Source organism: Paenalcaligenes sp. DL 463 (assembly GCF_057475185.1).
This window is the reverse complement of sequence record NZ_JBYBKX010000002.1, coordinates 265,790-283,595: the sequence shown is the minus strand read 5'-3', so window position 1 is coordinate 283,595 and position 17,806 is coordinate 265,790. Positions and strand designations below refer to the sequence as shown.

Below are 17,806 nucleotides of genomic sequence, written 5' to 3'. Positions count from 1 at the left end.
CGTTAAACTCTATTGTTTTCTTGCTGCTTTCCCTTTAACGCTCAGATAGGAATGGGAGTCAGCGCGTTGCAAGGCGTGCTTAAACACTCACATCAACGACACTAGAATGGTTTCATTGCTTAAAAAGCTCATTGGTAGCCGCAACGACAGGTTGCTTAAACAGTATCGTAAGCAGGTCGTGCAAATTAATGCACTCGAGTCCGAATACGAAGCCCTTAGCGACGATGGTTTGCGCGCCAAAACAGACGAGTTTCGTCAGCGTATCAGCGACGGTAAGTCATTGAACTCACTTCTGCCCGAAGCGTTTGCTGTGGTGCGTGAAGCCAGTAAGCGCGTATTTAACATGCGTCATTTTGACGTGCAGATGCTTGGCGCCATCGCGTTGCATCACGGCAAAATTGCTGAGATGCGCACGGGTGAGGGTAAAACCCTGATGGCCACATTAGCGGTTTACCTTAATGCGCTAGCGTCAAAAGGCGTGCACGTTGTTACGGTAAACGACTACTTGGCCCGTCGCGATGCTGAGCAAATGGGGCGCTTGTATAACTTCTTGGGTTTATCGGTAGGGGTGGTTGTGCCTCAACAAGATAATGAAGAGAAGAAGGCAGCCTACCAGTCTGACGTAACGTATGGCACCAATAACGAGTTTGGCTTTGATTACCTGCGCGATAACATGGAGTACCGCGCAGAAGATCGCCGTCAACGTAGCTTGTTTTTCGCTATTGTGGACGAGGTCGACTCCATTCTTATTGATGAAGCACGCACGCCGCTTATCATTTCAGGTCAGGCTGACGATAACACCGAGTTATATCGCGCGATGAATGTGGTGCCAGCCATGCTGACCCGCATGACCGAAGAACCCAAGCCGAATGAGCCCGAGCCTGAAGGGCATTTTTGGGTAGACGAAAAAGCGCAGCAAGTTCATATTTCCGAAGCAGGCCACGAACGTGCTGAGCAGGTCTTGGCAGAGATCGGGTTGCTTCCCGACGGGGCTTCACTGTACGACCCTCGTTATATCTCACTAATGCACCATCTGACCGTATCGTTGCGGGCGCATAACTTGTTTTTCCGCGATCAACAGTATGTGGTGCAAGATGGTGAAATTGTAATTGTTGATGAATTCACCGGCCGCTTAATGGCAGGACGCCGCTGGTCTGATGGCTTGCATCAGGCCGTGGAAGCTAAAGAAGGGGTGCAGATTCAACACGAGAACCAAACCCTCGCGTCGATTACCTTCCAGAACTACTTCCGTATGTACGAGAAGCTGGGTGGTATGACGGGTACTGCGGATACTGAGGCCTTTGAGTTTCAAGAAATTTACGGTCTTGAAACCGTTATTATTCCAACGAATCGTCCCATGGTTCGTGTCGATCAAAACGATCAAGTCTTTAAGACAGACAACGAAAAATTCGACGCTATTATTGAAGACATTAAAGATTGCTACCAACGCGGCCAGCCCGTTTTGGTGGGAACGACCAGTATTGAAAACTCAGAGCTGATTTCCGAGCGCTTAAATAAAGCGGGGCTTAAGCATGAAGTATTGAATGCGAAGCAGCACGCACGCGAAGCTGAAATTGTGGCTGAAGCCGGTAAACCGGGCCATATCACGATTGCTACGAACATGGCGGGTCGTGGTACGGATATTGTGTTGGGCGGCAGCGCAGAGCGGCAGATTGCACTTGTCTATGCAAATGATGAGTTAGACGAGGCTGAAAAAACCAAGCGCACCGAGACCATTAGAACTGAGTGGCAACCGTTAAATGAACAAGTGAAGGCGGCAGGTGGGCTGCGTATTATCGGTACCGAGCGCCATGAGTCTCGTCGTATTGATAACCAGCTTCGCGGACGAGCAGGCCGACAAGGTGACCCGGGCTCATCGCGCTTTTATTTATCCCTTGAAGACCCGCTAATGCGGATTTTCGCTGGTGACCGTGTGCGAGCCATTATGGACCGCCTACGTCTTCCCGAGGGTGAGCCCATTGAGGCGCGAATGGTGTCTCGTTCTATCGAGTCGGCGCAACGTAAAGTCGAAGCACGTAACTTTGACACCCGAAAACAGTTACTTCAGTACGACGACGTATCAAATGATCAGCGTAAAGTGATTTACACGCAGCGTAACGATGTACTTGAGTCAACGGATATTAGTGACATTGTTTCTAGTTTACGTGAAAGCGCGGTCACCGACTTATTCCATCAGTACGTACCGGAAGAGTCGATGGAAGAACAGTGGGATATTCCTGGCCTACAGAAAGCCTTAGAGGCTGATCTACAGCTTTCCATCGATTTAACGACCTTAGTAGAGACAGACACGTCGCTATCAGAAGAAGACGTGTTGGATACGGTTTTAGAAGCTTCTAAAAACCACTTACAAGCCAAGATTGAGCAGGTCGGTGCCGAGAACTGGGGCTCCTTTGAGCGTGCCGTGGTGCTGCAGTCCATCGATGGGCAATGGCGTAACCACTTGCAGGCGCTTGATCACCTACGCCAAGGAATCCATTTGCGCGGTTATGCCCAGAAAGATCCTAAGCAAGAATACAAGCGCGAGGCATTTGAACTTTTCTCCTCAATGTTGGATCGCATCCGTGATGAGGTAATTAAAGTATTGTTGACTGTGCGTATTCAGCCGGCTGAGCAGCAACAAGCCGTGCAAGCGGCTGAAGAGCCGTCTTTAGAAAACGTGCGCTACCATCATTCCGATTACGATGCTGCGTTAAGTGGCGAAGATCCTGGTATTGCTCCCGAGTCGGGCGATACAGCGGGTGATGTGCCGCGTGTGGGGCGCAATGATCCATGCCCATGCGGTAGTGGTAAGAAGTACAAGCAATGCCACGGTAAACTGGCGTAGAACGTAGCTCGGCCCCTCTTAAACGGGGGCACGGCCTTGAAAAGCCAAACAAAAACCCCTAATGGCGAACTTCATGCCATTAGGGGTTTTTTGTTGTGCTGCGCTTCAGTGGTGTCAGCCGTGAGAGTGAAGTAGGGCCAGGCGGTAGTGGGTGCGGTGCTTCTACACTAAGAATAAGGTCGCTAAACCTAAAAACAAAAAGAAGCCCAGCGAGTCGGTACCAAAGGTTAGCAGTACCGATGACCCCACTGCGGGATCCTTGCCAAAGCGGTCACGTAAGATGGGAATAAACACGCCTAATGATGCGCCAATGAGCATATTTCCGATCATGGCTGCCATCATGACGATCGCGATTGCGATGGATCCTGATATGGCCCACGCAAACACGGCAGTAACGAGGCTGCCGCAAGCGCCAACTAAGAAAGTGACAAGGAGTTCTCGTTTGACTAAGGTCCAGACGTTGGCTCCGGTGATACGGCCAGTGGCCATGGCGCGGATAATCATGGTCATGGTTTGATTACCCGAGTTTCCACCTATCCCTGCCACAATTGACATCAAAAATGCCAGAATAACAATGTGGCTGACGGTGTCCTCAAAACGTGAAGCAACAAAGGATGCCGTTGCGGCGGTACACAGGTTAACCAACAACCACGGTGCACGGTTTCGTAAAGCGCTGTGTACGGGCGCAAAAATATCTTCTTCTTGTAGACCGGCGCGAGAAAGCGCTTGTTCTTGAGAGTCTTCTTGAAGAACGTCAACCACTTCATCAATGGTGACTCGTCCAATCAGACGGCCGTAGTCGTCGACCACAGGTGATGAAACCAAGTCATAACGCTCAAACGCGTTGGCAGCGTCCGAGTCAGAATCCAGAGGGTGAAGACTAAGGTATTCTTCCGCCATGACAGAGGCCACCATAGTTTCAGGCTCGGACACCAATAACTTAGAAAGCGTAAGAGTGCCCCTGAGGCGATCCTCGCGGTCAACGACAAATATCTGATCGGTATGGTCGGGTAGCTCTTGAAGACGGCGTAGGTAGCGTAATACGACCTCTAGGCTGATGTCTTCCCGCACTCTGACCATGTCAAAGTCCATGATGCCACCCACGGTGTCTTCGGGGTAGCCCATTGCTTCAAGTAATTGAGCACGTTCGGCTTCAGTCAGGCCTTTTTGCACTTCCGCAATAACATGCGGGGGTAGGTCAGGGACCAAATCTGCAATTTCATCAGCATCCATGGTGGCTGCTGCAGCGATAAGGTCTTCTGCCTGCATCGCTTTAATCAGCGATTCACGAGCCCAGTCTTCAATTTCTAGCAGAATATCGGCATCGTGAATATCACTAACTTGTTGCCAGACGGCCTGACGCTCTTGTTCGGGAAGAGACTCGAGGATAAACGCAATATCCGCCGGGTGCAGGTCGTTAATGATGGCTCGAATTTCGTTTTCGTGCCGTCGATGGGTCAAATTGGAAAGCAGATTTGCCCGTTCATTCCCTGTGTTTTGACGTTGGGTCAGTGCTTCAACAACCTCTTGTCGCTTCAGCACATTTTGAACGCGATGTAATGCCTGTTGGGCATCTTCAGGATCAAGCCTGCGCACAACCGTGATGGGGGTAGAGTGTTGAGGTTGTTGGTCGTTTCCAGTCATAGGCAGAACTTTTTATTAGAGTGGTGGAAGCTCGCGGCTACGGCGTTGATCATCAGTGGCAACGTAGGTTAGGGTTGCCTCGGTAACTTTAACAGTTTCTAGCTGTAGGCGACGGCGCTCTGCATAGACTTCAACCTCTACGGTAACGGAGGTACGCCCCGTTTTTACGATTGAAGCGTAAAAACTGAGTAAATCACCCACAAAGACGGGCTGTTTGAAGGTAAAAGCGTTAACAGCGACGGTTGCAACACGGCCATGGGCCCGACGGGTTGCAGGGATAGAGCCAGCAATGTCCACCTGAGCCATAATCCACCCGCCAAACACATCACCATGAATATTCGCATCAGCAGGCATCGGCATGACGCGAAGGATGGCATGGTTTTCAGCGGGGGGAAGATTACAGTTATGGTCGTTTTGGCTCACGATGACTCCGTAGATTTAAGTTGCGGTGCAAAGCACAGCGCATTCAGGGTCACGTATTGAGTCTTATTCAGGAAAAACGTGGCACGGCAACGTATTCCCATTAAATAAGACCTCAGTACGTTAAAGAGTCAATATTGTAACGGCAAGGATAAAACTTGCCCTACAATCGTCAGCCGTTCACGAGTTTTATCTCTGATCGCTAAGATAGTGTTGTGCTAAGTGCACCCAGTAGGTAGCGCCGATAGGCAGCAAGTCGTCGTTAAAGTCGTAACTGCCGTTGTGCAAGGTGCAAGGGCCAAGACCATGGCCGGCCGTTCGGTGGTCGCCATCGCCGTTCCCGAGCCAGACATAGCAACCCGGCACCTCTTGAAGCATATATGAAAAGTCTTCTGCTCCCATTGAAGGGGGAAGGTTTTCGTGAAGGGCGTCGTTGCCTACGAATCTTCGTACGACGTCGGCGCAGAGAGCGGTTTCGGCGGGGTGATTGACGGTAGGGGGGTATCGTCTATCAAAAAGCAATTCGCCTTTACAGTTCATGGCGGCGCAACTTTGTTCAATGAGCTCGCGCATACGATTCTCGATCAGATCAAGCGTGTCCACGCTGAACGTGCGTACGGTGCCTCGTAACGTTGCGTCACTGGGGATTACGTTATCGGCAGAGCCGGCATGAATCTGGGTGATGCTTAGGACGGCGGGCTCGACAGGGCTGACGTTGCGGCTCACGATGGTTTGTAAGTTCATCGAAAGTTGTGCTGCCGCCATAATTGGGTCAGCGCCCAAATTAGGCATTCCGCCATGTGCCCCTTTCCCTTCAATTGTTATTTCAAAGGTGTTGCTAGAGGCCATCATGGGGCCGGTGCGTACACTAAATTCGCCTACGCCTAACCCGGGCCAGTTATGCAGACCAAAAACGGCGTCCATGGGAAACAAACGAAATAAGCCGTCTTCAATCATCTTTTTCGCTCCACCCAGACCTTCTTCGGCTGGCTGGAAGATGAGATAAATAATGCCTTCAAAGTCACGGTGCTGAGCAAGATATTTGGCCGCGGCGAGCAACATGGCGGTGTGACCATCATGGCCACATGCATGCATTTTTCCGTCGTTTTGGCTGGCATGGGCGAAGGTATTGATCTCTTGCATGGGAAGGGCGTCCATGTCTGCTCGTAGACCGATGCGTTTACCCTTCGTTGTTTTACCCTCTATTGTGCCAACAACGCCGGTTATACCTAGCCCTCGGTGTATGGGTATGTCCCATTGTGTTAGCAGCTCGGCGACTTTATCGGCCGTACGAACTTCTTCGTAAGCCAGTTCAGGGTAAGCGTGGAGGTCACGACGGATGGATGTGATTTCTTGATGCCACTCGATCATTGGCTCTAGCAATTTCATTATCTTCAGTTCCTATGCGGGCATGGCCAAAGACTACAGCGGTGACGTCGTGTCGTGTAGGGGGCGTCTAGGCAATAACGTATTGTGTAGATGAGTAAAGGAGGGGTGATCCCCCCCTCCTTATTATTATCCCGAAGAACAGCTTAAGCAAACTAGTATTGACCCACCCGTGATGGGTTTTGAGGGGGCGATGGTGTTTGGCTTAGCGCGCTGAGGTCAAATGAGGTTGAATCATTTGATAGAGCTGTTCTTTTAGGTGGGCGTTTGTACTGTATACGTAACCTCCAATTGGCCAAGGGTCTACGTTATACATGTCGTCGCTGTGGCCCCCGGCCTCACGCACGATAAGGGTGCCGGCGGCGACGTCCCACGGTGCTAAACCCATTTCCCAGTAACCGTCAAAGCGGCCACAAGCCACCCAAGCTAGATCCAGCGCTGCCGCACCTAACCGGCGTATGCCTCGTGTGCTTGTCATGGCCTGATGCAACGTAGGCATGTATTGATCGGCAAAGCTGAAGTCGCGAAACGGGAATCCGGTGGCTAAGACGGCGTCGGATAGCGAGCTTTCGCTTGAGCAGTGTATGCGTTGACCATTTAACCAGGCCCCAACGCCATACATGGCGGTAAACAGCTCTTCACGATTGGGGTCATAGACCACGGCAACAACCGGTGTGTCGTGCTCTAGGGGCGTATCTCCTGCGACGATGCTACCTTTATGTGCCACGAGTGCGATGGATACGGCATAGTGGGGAATGCCATGCAGAAAGTTAGTGGTGCCATCCAGTGGGTCGATATACCACGTGGCTAAGCCTTCGTTTTTGCCTCCACTTTCTTCAGCGACAATGCCAAATTGCGGTGTGCGCTCACGCAAGATCTCGATCGTGGCAGCTTCGGCCTCGCGGTCGGCCTGAGACACTAAATCGTTGCGAGCTTTGGTATCGATGATAAGTTCGCTGCGGTTCGACGCGTGAGCCTGTAAAATACCAGCAGCAGCTAAAGCGGCACTGACCGCAGCCTCAAGGCTGTCACTTAAAGGTAGGCGTAAAGATTGCATAGAAAGCCTGAAACTAAAAATTAACAATGACTCGAATAACTCGAGCAGCGTTCGCAACAGGTTGCGATGTATTTAATGGTAAATCAGGGTATCACCGCTAGGTTTAGCCCAGATTTTACAAGCATAACCCTTCATTAAACCCTAAGACTATGACCGCAAGGTTTCAGCCATTGCTACCGGCGCAGCCCGCATTCACAGAATCAGGCGTTGCCAAGAGCCTAAATTACGACGATGTCTATCATTCAACGGCAGGGGCTTTAGCGCAAGCCGATTACGTCTTCTTGGGTGCGAACCACTTACCTGAGCGCTGGCAGCATAAAAGCAGTTTCACTATTTGTGAAACAGGCTTTGGTTTAGGAAATAACTTTTTAACCACCTGGTTGCGCTGGCGCACGGATATCCATCGCAGTCAGAAATTGCATTATCTATCGTTTGAAGCGCACCCTTTTGATGCCAAGGATCTTCAACAAATGTTGAAGTCCAGTCCGGAAGCGATTCGTGATTTAGCGCAACAGCTGATCGCGCAATGGCCCACCTTATTGCCGGGAGTGCATCGTTTGGATTTTGAAAACGGTGACCTTAGCTTAACCTTGGTTTTTGGTGACATCAGTCAGAAAGCAAAGCGAGTAGAGGCCAAGGTAGATGCCTATTATTTGGATGGTTTCGCGCCGCGAGTGAATCCCGATATGTGGTCCAGACGCTTGTTTGGGCAACTTGTGCGCATGGCTGCCAAAGGGGCTACGGCAGCCAGTTGGTGTAGTGCTGGACAGGTTAGGCGTGACTTGCAGGATGCGGGCTTTCTGGTGAAAAAAAGACCGGGCTTTGCCCATAAACGAGAAATGATTCAGGCTCAATTACGGCCCAATCTAGGGCGAGACTTGCGCGTTATGCCTGAGCATGCGGTTGTGGTGGGCGCAGGGATTGCAGGCGCTTCCACGGCGGCAGCGTTAGCCCGAAGAGGTATTCGGGTAACCGTCATCGATCCCGTTTTAGCCCAAGGGGCGGGGGCAGCCCATCTTGCTCATCGAGCCTTAGCCATGACACCGATGATGACCAGCGACGATGCGCCCAGAGCGCGTTTGAGTCGCGCAGGGGTGTTGTTAGCTAAACGTTATTGGAAACCGTTAGCGCCCGTCGCTTTTCATGAGGTGGGCGCCTTGGCGGTAGCGGACACTAAAGAAAATGGACAGGCGATGCGTAAGGCCGTTGAAGTCATGTCTTTTCCAGAAACATGGGTTCGATACCTTGATGCGCAGCAACTTGCCACGCATACTGATACGCCTGTTGCTTATGGTGGTTTGTATTTTCCTGAGGCGACCTTAGTTGATCCAGAGGCATTGATTGCAGGTCTATTGCATCACCCTTTGATCACGCTACAACCCGCATCAGTGAGCCGTATTGTTGCTGATGGCGAACAATGGATGCTGGAATTGCAGGATCAAACCGGAGCATCACTCATTAGTATCAAGGCAGAGTGTGTGGTCATGTGTAATAGTATTTCGGCACCGAAATTGGCATTACAAGCCTTTCCTGAGCTAAAGGCTCCGCGCTTTTTAGCGATGCAGCGTTTACCGGGTCAAGTCAGTTTTTATAACGAAACTGACTTTGCAGTCTCTTCGTCAGCCATACTGGCTGGCAATGGCTATTTACTGCCCGCCTTACAGGGTGTGCGAGTAGGAGGAAGTACCTATGGGGAACCCAGCGATGCGGTTCACGTTTCTGAAGTAGGTCATACGCACATAGCGCAAACGCTTGATCGATGGCGCGCACAATTGAAAACAGGCGGATTTAAAGCGTTCGGAGGTTGGGCGGGACTGCGCGCGGCGACAAGTGATCGACTGCCCGTGTTTAGCCATGTCTCGAGGGGCTTCTGGTTGAACTGTGCTTATGGCTCGAATGGCTTTAGTTGGGCTGCATTATGCGCTGAAGAATTGGCCGCACAATTAGCTAATGAACCGAGTTTATTAGAAAGGGATTTATCCCAAGCGGTAGGTCTGCGATAATGTAGGATTAACGAGGGGTTCTACGTGGGTTTAGACGCTATATTTTCCTTTGTAGCACAAATACGTCAGAATAGTACCTTTATAAGAATTTTTGGGCTTTGCCCCTGGGGATCGCACTGTGCTGTCCAACACACACTCTGATGACGTGACGCAATTGTTTAATCTTCTGAGTAACATCACTATCAAACCTTCTTGCGCTGATTTTCAGACTGCAAAGGCCGATCAAATTTTACGGGTAGAGGCGCATTCGCCGGGTGTATTTCGTATACGTCTCGGTGCATTAAGCGATATCCAACCTGAACGAGTGTCACTTCGCGTACAACAGTATGCCGAAATGCTATTGGCTCGTGAGGATGCCGTGGGCGAATTCGCTCTTGAAGAAGGCATTGCAACCGACGACGGTTGGCGGCTTGAGCAGGGCGACTGTACGCTAGAACTTAAGCATACGCCTTTTGCTTTGACGTTGAAGCGAGGCGAGCTAACGCTACTTCAAGTCGACTCTTCTGGCATTTCTCAGGTCAGTATTGACGATAGCCAGTGCTGGCAAATCGACTTCTCGCTACACGATGACGAAGAGCTCTTCGGTTTGGGCGAAAGCTCCGGTGACCTACGACGTCGAGGCGTGCAATTGCGCTCGGATAAGCCCAGTGATCGTAGCCTGCCCTTGCTGTGGAGCACCAATGGGTGGGGCGTTTACGTCAATACCCTGCAACGGGTAGATCATGACGTCGCCAAATCCGAAAGTGACCGTTATCGAATTCGTGTTGATGCCAACGTTCTGGATCTGTTTTTATTCGCAGGTGCGCCGACCGAAATCCTTAACCAATACAGTGCGTTAACGGGTAGGGCGGGTCAGCCTGGATTATGGCCGATGGGGGTTTGGTTAGACCAAGCTCCACGTCAGACCACTACGCAAACTTTTGATTTGATACGTGTGCTACGTGAAGCCCACACAGGCTTAGACGGTGTGGCGTTATCGGGTCCAGCACTTTATGGTTTTTCTGCTGATCGTCCTTTGTTCGAGTGGGATGAACACCGTGTTTCCGATATACGTGATACCACGGCGCAAGCTGAAGCCTTACAGGTTCAGCTTGCCGGACGTACCTTTCCAGGGGTGTTGTCAGGCACAGCGTTGTTTGACGAATGGGAAGATCGTGGCTGGCTACTTATCGATGACGATAGCGGCGAAGCGCATTTGTTCCCCGGTAACGAGACCACTGGCGGGCAGCCCTTTGCGTTGTTAGACCTAACGCACAAAGATGCTTTTCGTTTGTGGTCAGAGCGTCAACGACAGGTTTTTGACGAGGGGTTAGGGGCGCCAATTTGTAATGCGGCCTTCGATATCCCTGACACTATTACCGCTCGTGGGGGCGAATCGGGTGCCTTGTTGCGCACGGTCTATCCCATATTGGTGCGTCAGGCGTTGTTTGATGCCTTTGCGGGCCATAAAACGCCGCAAGAGGGCGTGGTGCTTTCGTCAGACTTGTTCCCCGGCGCACACCGATACTCGTTGCAGGTTGGTCCCAATATCACCAACGATTGGGCTGGGCTTGAACACAGTTTGCGTACGGCACTATCGTTAGGTAATAGTGGTATTGCTGCACAAACTCATAAGTTGGGTAACGCTGTCATGCCGACCACTACCATGACGCCCGAGCTTTATATACGTTGGCTGGCAATGGGTGTGTTTTCGGCTAATTTCAGCTTTCAGGGCGTGCCTGAGTTGCTGCCTAGTGCGTTTGACGAAAAAACTCGCGAACTTGTCGCCCATTGGTTGCAGTGGCGTTATCGTCTCATACCGTATGTGTTGGGTATTATCGAAGAGTCCGTGCGTTGTGGCTTACCTGTACAACGATCGATGGCGCTTGAGTTTCCTGCTGATGCTTATGCGCACGAGTGGGATACGCAATACATGTTGGGCTCAGCGCTATTGGTTGCTCCGTTCTTGCAGTCTGGTGATGAGATCGAAGTTTATTTACCAGAGGGTAACGCTTGGTGGGATCTTAGTACCGGCTGGCGTTACGAAGGTGGAACGACATGGACAGTGAAAGCCGGTTTAGATCGTCTTCCCGTGTTTGGTCGAGAAGGGCATATGCTGTGTTTAGGGCCCACCGCACCCAATACGAGCGAGTTCAACTCTGCCCGCTTACTTGAAGAGGTATGGATGTTTGGTATGCCTGAATGTAGCCCTGAGGTGATGCGTAACAAGATTCGTGTAATGCAAATGCAAGGGTCGAGTTATATCAAAGGGCTTGAGGGTTTAAAAATTCTACCGTCTGAAGGATTAGAGGTGAAACGTCGGGGTGCTGAGGTGCGTATTTCGCGAGCACGTTAAACCTGATACCTGCGGTCATTGAATTAAAGAGGTTAACTTGGATAAGACGAGTTAACCCCTTTTTTTTTGTAAGGCATTGATGTAGAAGTGATAATCACTATTAGCCTAAAGGCGAGACTTAAATAACTACATTTATTTAAAAATAAATTGGAAAAAGGCTTGACGCCCATAGTGAAAATCGTGCATAATTCAATTCTTCGGTCGGGTCGTTAGCTCAGTCGGTAGAGCACCGGACTTTTAATCCGTTGGTCGCGCGTTCGAATCGCGCACGACCCACCAATCGAATACCTTAGTTTTACCCTGTTAAAAGTCGCTAAATATAGCGGCTTTTTTCATTTCAGGGTTTAGCAACCGCGATAACAATAATAAATCGGTTAGCGGTAGCGTTAGGCCTTAATTAGGGCGCTAAGCGATAGCCCTCACAGTTTCCCCATTTGCACGTGCGATGCAACCAGACCGTTTGGCAGGTTGTGCAGCGCTCTTTTCTCTCCTTTTTTTCTTCTGCTGTCTGGACGTAATCTCCATCGACTCGCAAATACGGATGTGCTTGAGTGCCTGACACGGCTACAGGCATTTTTAGACAATGATCGCACAGAGTACGCGTGGCGATAGTTTGCATAAGCAACCTCTCTAAGAAAAAGACCGACGCCTAACCTTAACACCAACTTCATTATTTTGTGTCATTTTGTTAGGGTTTGGCAAGTTCTGGCTAGAACCGGCTGTGAGGCTTTTCCCGTTGAGCAGCCCCGAGTTTTATGCGGATTTACCCGAATTTTGGGCCAAGTTTGCCTAGACGGCGTGTCAGAGTAATTACAAAACAAAGCAACTTCGATTAGGATGAATAGACAACTTGGCATTGATTAGGTGGCACAAAACACCGTTAACGCCATTACGAGCACGTGTTTGCTATTGTCGATTTGGGCTAAAGGAGCTTTTCATGATGAAGAATAAAATCAAGGCCGTGATGGCCGGCGCCGCTTTGGTGCTTGCCTTACCCGTAAGCAGTGTGATGGCACAAGATAAACAATTGGTCGTTGCAACGGATACGGCTTTTGTGCCCTTCGAGTTTAAGCAAGATGGTGTCTATACAGGCTTTGATATTGATTTGTGGGACGCTGTGGCGACGCAGGCCAATTTACAGTACCGACTGCAGCCTATGGATTTCAATGGCATCATTCCTGGGTTGCAAACACGAAACATTGACGTCGCTTTAGCAGGCATTACGATTCGCGATGATCGTAAAGAGGTAATTGATTTCTCGGATCCGTATTATGAAAGCGGTTTAGCGATTTTGGTGAATTCGGATACTGACAATATCAACACGTCTGCTGATTTAGCCGGAAAACTGGTGGCCGTTAAAATCGGCACAGCGACGGTGGATTACTTGAACAGAGAAGTCCCCGAAGCAAAGTTAAAGTTATTTCCTAATATTGATAATGCTTTTCTTGAGCTTGCTACCGGCCGCGTTGACGCTGTTGTTCACGATACACCCAACGTACAGTATTACGCGCAGACGGCTGGTAAAGGGCGCGTAAAAGTGACTGGCGATATCAGTAGTGGTGACTTTTACGGTATTGCTTTCCCTAAAGGAAGTGAACTGGTTTCGGCGGTCAATCAAGCGCTAAGTGAAATTAAAGAGAACGGAACCTACGATCAAATCTACGAGAAATGGTTTGGTAAACGAAACTAAAGCGCAGACATTGCGGTAACGGTGAGAGGTGGTCTGCATGTTCTGGTGCTGACCACCTTTTTGTTTACGTGCCTAGCCTAGGGCAGCTCAAGGCTTAACGCACATTTCTTTGGTTGGGCGATTATCGTGACATTTGAATGGTCTGTAATATGGGATGCCATGCCTAGCCTAATGGATGGCACCAGAATGACGATCTATATAACCTTTTTAGGGTTATTGGGTGGTGCGATCTTGGGCTTTCTTACGGGGGTCATTACGACCTATGTGCGGGTTCCCGTAACGTGGCGTAATAGTGCGGTGGCGTTGCTGGTGATCGTGCTGATCGCTAGTGTTTTACGGTGGACAAACTTCGGATTCATGATGAACGCCGAAGGCGACATAGCGTTAGGGTGGAAAGCCATTGGAGCAGTGCTATTGGTGGTCTTTTTGACCTTCTTTAGGCGTTATATTGGCGCAGCCTTGTCGTTCCTCGCACAGCTGTATATTTTAGTGATTCGCGGTACGCCTATTGTCGTACAAGTGATGTTCATTTATTTCGCCCTTCCGTTACTGGCGGGGTGGCGCATTGATGGTGAGTCGGCGGCGATTTTTACGCTTGTGATTAACTCGGGTGCGTACATTGCTGAGATTGTGCGTGGCGCCTTGCAGTCGGTGCCTAAAGGCTTAGAAGAAGCTGGGCAAGCCATGGGTTTACCCTTTTATAAGATCTTGTTCTTTATCATCGCACCGGTTGCTTGGCGGCGAATGATTCCAGCCATGGGTAATCAATGCATTATTAGCCTTAAAGACTCATCGTTATTTATTGTGATTGGAGTGGCGGAGTTGACCCGGCAGGGACAAGAAATTATCGCGAGTAATTTCAGATCGGTTGAAATATGGTCGGCCGTTGCAGTGATTTATCTCATTCTTACCGGATTAATTGCTCTGACCCTAAAGCTGATTGAGCACAGGATGCGCGTAATATGAATATCGTTGAATTTAAGAACGTCGTGAAACGCTTCGGTGACAGTGTGGTGTTGAATGACATTAGCCTAGAAATAACGCAGGGTGAAGTCGTGGTGGTGGTTGGGCCTTCTGGTTCTGGAAAATCCACATTTCTACGCTGCATAAACGTGCTGGAAACCATACAAGGCGGTGACATCATCGTGGGCGGGCTGAGCGTGAAGGGCAGTGGGGCACAAGTGCGTGAATTACGGCGCGAGGCGGGTATGGTGTTTCAGCAATTTAATTTGTTCCCGCAGCTTACCGCGTTGGAGAATGTGATGTTTGGCCCTATCCATACCCGCGGAGTTTCGAAAAAAGAAGCCAAGGAAACCGCAAACGATTTGCTTGATAAGGTAGGGCTTTCAGAGCGAGTTAATCATTCCCCTAACGAGCTCTCAGGGGGGCAACAGCAACGCGTCGCTATCGCACGGGCGTTAGCGATTAAACCCAAGCTTATGCTGTTTGATGAGCCTACCTCTGCCTTGGACCCAGAGTTACGTCATGAGGTGCTGAAGGTAATGCAAGATTTAGCGCACACGGGAATGACAATGGTGGTGGTAACGCACGAGATGGAGTTCGCGCGTAAAGTGGGCAGCCGTTTGTTATTTATTGATGATGGGAAAATCGCTCATGATGGCGTACCCGAAGAGCTCATCAGCCATCCGCCTAGCACGCGATTACAGAACTTCTTACAACACGTGGCCTGACGGTGAGTCATAAAAAAGCCTACAAAGAAATGTAGGCTTTTTTGCGTTAAGCATTATCGATGAGGTAGTCGCTTACGAGCGGGGTACATTGATAATGCGTGTAGCACGCTGCTTTTGTGTGCCATCGTCATAAATAAGTATTGTGACTTGACGTGGACTAAAGCCTTCTGGCATGGGGGATTGGCCTGAAACGTAGTCATAGCGTCCGATTTCGATGTCAAACGGCTCGACTTCAATATGTCCCGTGCGCCCGTTGGTGTATCGCCCTGTTACGGCTAACTTCATTTGTCCTTTGAAAGACTGTTCGTAACCCGCGTCTTGCATGACTAGAATGGAGTGATGAAGGTTTCCCTCTGTGAAGCTGAAGTCGGCTGCACGTATTCCCGGATTCGTACCGCGAGGATCTGGCGGCATGGAGGCGGCAAACAGTTGAATGTCGCGCTCGAGATCCGCTACGATTTGATCATGATTTTCAACTTTAGCGCGCTGACTTTCGAGAGCGTTTTGCGTGTCTTCAAGCTCTCGCGTTAGCTGCCCAAGTTGCGATTGCAGACGGTGGTTTTCTGTGTTCGCACTGTTAAGATCAAAATGCAGTTGTTCAGATTGCTCGGTGGTAAGACGGGTGGGTCCGTAACTGGTTTGTATAAAAAGCAAACCGCCCACGCCAATGACGACACCAGTAAGCAGCAGAACTAACCATCTGGGTATGCGACGTTTTCTACGAGAGTGGCCGTAGGCAGTGGGTTTAAAAGCGGGACGTTTGGAACCTAGCATTGGGCAGATTGTTCCTTTGGTTGGAAATGAGTAAAGCCCTGCATGCAGCGGGCAAAAAACAATAAAGCATAATAGGTAGCAACAGCGAATTGAACGATGTTAAGAAACTGTTGCGTGTTGTTATGCTCTGATACGCTAAACCGTTAAGCACGCCCACTACCTAAGTACGTAAATGATAACGTGGCTTACACATTATCGCCAAGGTGTAGTCGCAGTTCGTGTAAACGTTCGGGCGTGCCTACATCTGTCCAGAAGCCGCTGTACACTTCTGCGCCGACGTGTCCGGTAAGGATCCGTTCGTGTAGCAAAGGGGCTAAGCGGGCCGGTGTTTGCGGGGCTACTGATTCAAAAAAATGAGGGTGGTAATAACCGATACCACTGTAGGTGAAACGCGTGTTGCTTAGGCCTACAGCTTGCGGGATAAGCGCGTTGGCGTCTTGGTCTACATAAAAATCGCCGTCAGGGTGATGGGCAGGGTTAGGGACCAGCACCAAATGCGCCAGCCTCTCTGTGAAAGAATAGCGTTTGGCGATCTCTTGAATTGAGCTTGGCAGCCAATCGCTATACACGTCACCATTTAGCACGAGAAAAGGGTCGTCGCCCAGTAAAGGCAGGGCATTTTTAATGCCGCCTGCGGTCTCTAAGGCGGTGGTTTCGGGGCTATAGCGTATGGATAACCCGTAACGGGCTCCATCACCGAGATAGGTCTCTATTTGATTACCCAGCCAGGCATGATTAATAACGACCTCTACAATGCCGGCGGTAGCCAGTTTACGTAGGTGCCACTCGATTAATGCATGGCCTCCGGCCCGCAGTAATGGCTTAGGCGTGTGGTCGGTGAGGGGACGCATTCGTTCGCCTCGTCCGGCGGCGAGAATCATGGCTTTCATGTTATAGCGTGACGCCTAATACGGTTTGCTTGCCTTCCAGACGATCAAAGAGCTTACGGATAGGGCTAAGTTCTTCATAGCGGCTAACAATCAAACGTATGTAAGCACACAAGCGCGGGATGTGGACTAAATACTGATCCTTACCATCGCGAATGGAAAGTCGGGCGAATACGCCTAAGATACGCAAGTTACGCTGCACACTCATCCATTCGTAGGCGCGATGAAACTCGGCGAAGTCGGTACTAATCGGAAGCTTGGCATGCACAGCGGCTTGCCAATAGCGAATGGCCCAATCGAGTTGTTGGTCTTCTTGCCACGTGTGGCGAGCATCCATCACCATCGAGGCTAAATCGTAGGTAATGGGGCCTGCTACCGCGTCTTGATAGTCGATGACTCCAGGCTTTAGGCTTTGATCGATAGGCATCATGAGATTAGGCGAGTGAAAGTCGCGATGCACCAGAACTTGACCAACGTTTTCATTATCGTTAACCAGTTTGATAAAGCAGGCATCCAAAGCGATACGTTCTTTATCGCTTAGGGTGGTCTTGCAGTGCTGGATGACATACCACTGTTCGAATAGGCTTAACTCGTCTAGCATGCGTTTAGCATCGTATACCTCTAGGCCGTTACAGTCGGCGCGCTGCAGTAACACTAAGCTATCGATGGCGTTTCGATACAATGCTTGCAGCTCAGCGTCATCAATTCCTTGCTGAATCGTGTTGTAATAATTATGTTCACCCAAGTCGCTAAGCAGCATAAAGCCGAGATCTAGGTTTGAGGCAATGATGTGTGGAACATTCAGACCTACAGCGGCGAGGCGTACGGTAATATCTGCAAAGGCCTTATTGTTTTCTTTGCTGGGCGGTGCATCCATCACGACCACCGTGCGGTCTCCTAAGGCCATACGATAATATTGTCTAAAACTAGCATCGCTTGAGGCAACCGCAATCGTATTAAACTGAAGCTCGTCGTCGAGGGTTAGGCTTTGCAGCCATTCAAGCATCTGTGTATAGCGGCTGGTTTTAGCCAATGTAGGGGTAGCATCCATGAATAAAAATTGTGTCCGTAAGA

General features: G+C 50.1%; 13 protein-coding genes and 1 tRNA gene. 7 read left to right on the top strand and 7 right to left on the bottom strand.

From position 1 onward, the window contains the following. Window positions 1-106: 106 nt before the first annotated feature. On the top strand, window positions 107-2,845 hold the full coding sequence (gene secA, locus AC2UZI_RS11410; RefSeq protein WP_486943984.1) for a preprotein translocase subunit SecA: 2,739 nt from the start codon (window positions 107-109) through the stop codon (window positions 2,843-2,845). A 162-nt stretch (window positions 2,846-3,007) separates the two neighbouring features. Here secA and mgtE read toward each other — a convergent pair whose 3' ends face one another. The 4 genes from mgtE to AC2UZI_RS11390 all read right to left on the bottom strand — a co-directional run bounded on the left by mgtE (window position 3,008) and on the right by AC2UZI_RS11390 (window position 7,352). Beyond that, window positions 3,008-4,489 carry a magnesium transporter gene (gene mgtE, locus AC2UZI_RS11405; RefSeq protein ID WP_486943983.1) on the bottom strand — a complete coding sequence of 494 codons (1,482 nt, stop codon included), beginning with the start codon at window positions 4,487-4,489 and terminating at the stop codon, window positions 3,008-3,010. A 15-nt stretch (window positions 4,490-4,504) separates the two neighbouring features. Further along, the gene (locus tag AC2UZI_RS11400; protein ID WP_486944020.1) at window positions 4,505-4,849 is read right to left on the bottom strand and encodes an acyl-CoA thioesterase; all 345 of its coding nucleotides are present in this window, start codon (window positions 4,847-4,849) and stop codon (window positions 4,505-4,507) included. A gap of 249 nt (window positions 4,850-5,098) precedes the next feature. Next, entirely contained in the window at window positions 5,099-6,298 is a 1,200-nt protein-coding gene (locus AC2UZI_RS11395; protein WP_486943982.1) for a M20 aminoacylase family protein, read from the bottom strand. A gap of 202 nt (window positions 6,299-6,500) precedes the next feature. After that, window positions 6,501-7,352, bottom strand: a complete 852-nt coding sequence (locus AC2UZI_RS11390; protein ID WP_486943981.1) for an inositol monophosphatase family protein — start codon at window positions 7,350-7,352, stop codon at window positions 6,501-6,503. Window positions 7,353-7,501: 149 nt separating this feature from the next. Here AC2UZI_RS11390 and mnmC2 point away from each other — a divergent pair, with 149 nt between their 5' ends. The 6 genes from mnmC2 (at window position 7,502) to glnQ (ending at window position 15,071) form a co-directional block, all read left to right on the top strand. After that, on the top strand, window positions 7,502-9,355 hold the full coding sequence (mnmC2, locus tag AC2UZI_RS11385; RefSeq protein WP_486943980.1) for a tRNA (5-methylaminomethyl-2-thiouridine)(34)-methyltransferase MnmC2: 1,854 nt from the start codon (window positions 7,502-7,504) through the stop codon (window positions 9,353-9,355). A 121-nt stretch (window positions 9,356-9,476) separates the two neighbouring features. Then, a complete protein-coding gene (locus tag AC2UZI_RS11380) occupies window positions 9,477-11,690 on the top strand; it encodes a glycoside hydrolase family 31 protein (protein WP_486944019.1) in 2,214 nt (737 codons plus the stop codon). Window positions 11,691-11,893: 203 nt separating this feature from the next. After that, window positions 11,894-11,969, top strand: a tRNA-Lys gene (locus AC2UZI_RS11375). 658 nt (window positions 11,970-12,627) lie between these two features. Then, a complete protein-coding gene (gene glnH / locus AC2UZI_RS11370; protein WP_486943979.1) occupies window positions 12,628-13,380 on the top strand; it encodes a glutamine ABC transporter substrate-binding protein GlnH in 753 nt (250 codons plus the stop codon). A 357-nt stretch (window positions 13,381-13,737) separates the two neighbouring features. Continuing rightward, a complete protein-coding gene (locus AC2UZI_RS11365; RefSeq protein WP_486944018.1) occupies window positions 13,738-14,346 on the top strand; it encodes an ABC transporter permease subunit in 609 nt (202 codons plus the stop codon). Beyond that, window positions 14,343-15,071, top strand: coding sequence for a glutamine ABC transporter ATP-binding protein GlnQ (glnQ, locus tag AC2UZI_RS11360; RefSeq protein WP_486943978.1), 729 nt, complete (start codon window positions 14,343-14,345; stop codon window positions 15,069-15,071). Before AC2UZI_RS11365 ends, glnQ begins: the two co-directional genes overlap by 4 nt. Window positions 15,072-15,143: 72 nt before the next feature. Here glnQ and AC2UZI_RS11355 read toward each other — a convergent pair whose 3' ends face one another. From AC2UZI_RS11355 to AC2UZI_RS11345, 3 genes are all read right to left on the bottom strand, one after another. Next, window positions 15,144-15,845 carry a DUF6776 family protein gene (locus AC2UZI_RS11355; protein ID WP_486943977.1) on the bottom strand — a complete coding sequence of 234 codons (702 nt, stop codon included), beginning with the start codon at window positions 15,843-15,845 and terminating at the stop codon, window positions 15,144-15,146. A gap of 185 nt (window positions 15,846-16,030) precedes the next feature. Next, window positions 16,031-16,735, bottom strand: a complete 705-nt coding sequence (gene murU, locus AC2UZI_RS11350) for an N-acetylmuramate alpha-1-phosphate uridylyltransferase MurU (RefSeq protein WP_486943976.1) — start codon at window positions 16,733-16,735, stop codon at window positions 16,031-16,033. A gap of 1 nt (window position 16,736) precedes the next feature. After that, complete coding sequence (locus tag AC2UZI_RS11345) at window positions 16,737-17,783, bottom strand: aminoglycoside phosphotransferase family protein (RefSeq protein WP_486943975.1); 1,047 nt, start codon at window positions 17,781-17,783, stop codon at window positions 16,737-16,739. Window positions 17,784-17,806: the final 23 nt, after the last annotated feature.

What these genes read in the sequence shown, in the direction of transcription:
- glnQ (WP_486943978.1), top strand. Translation starts at nt 14,343, where the DNA reads ATGAATATCGTTGAATTTAAGAACGTCGTGAAACGCTTCGGTGACAGT.
- AC2UZI_RS11345 (WP_486943975.1), bottom strand. Translation starts at nt 17,783, where the DNA reads ATGGATGCTACCCCTACATTGGCTAAAACCAGCCGCTATACACAGATG.
- murU (WP_486943976.1), bottom strand. Translation starts at nt 16,735, where the DNA reads ATGAAAGCCATGATTCTCGCCGCCGGACGAGGCGAACGAATGCGTCCC.
- glnH (WP_486943979.1), top strand. Translation starts at nt 12,628, where the DNA reads ATGATGAAGAATAAAATCAAGGCCGTGATGGCCGGCGCCGCTTTGGTG.
- AC2UZI_RS11400 (WP_486944020.1), bottom strand. Translation starts at nt 4,849, where the DNA reads ATGCCGATGCCTGCTGATGCGAATATTCATGGTGATGTGTTTGGCGGG.
- AC2UZI_RS11395 (WP_486943982.1), bottom strand. Translation starts at nt 6,298, where the DNA reads ATGAAATTGCTAGAGCCAATGATCGAGTGGCATCAAGAAATCACATCC.
- AC2UZI_RS11355 (WP_486943977.1), bottom strand. Translation starts at nt 15,845, where the DNA reads ATGCTAGGTTCCAAACGTCCCGCTTTTAAACCCACTGCCTACGGCCAC.
- secA (WP_486943984.1), top strand. Translation starts at nt 107, where the DNA reads ATGGTTTCATTGCTTAAAAAGCTCATTGGTAGCCGCAACGACAGGTTG.
- AC2UZI_RS11365 (WP_486944018.1), top strand. Translation starts at nt 13,738, where the DNA reads ATGATGAACGCCGAAGGCGACATAGCGTTAGGGTGGAAAGCCATTGGA.
- AC2UZI_RS11390 (WP_486943981.1), bottom strand. Translation starts at nt 7,352, where the DNA reads ATGCAATCTTTACGCCTACCTTTAAGTGACAGCCTTGAGGCTGCGGTC.
- mnmC2 (WP_486943980.1), top strand. Translation starts at nt 7,502, where the DNA reads ATGACCGCAAGGTTTCAGCCATTGCTACCGGCGCAGCCCGCATTCACA.
- mgtE (WP_486943983.1), bottom strand. Translation starts at nt 4,489, where the DNA reads ATGACTGGAAACGACCAACAACCTCAACACTCTACCCCCATCACGGTT.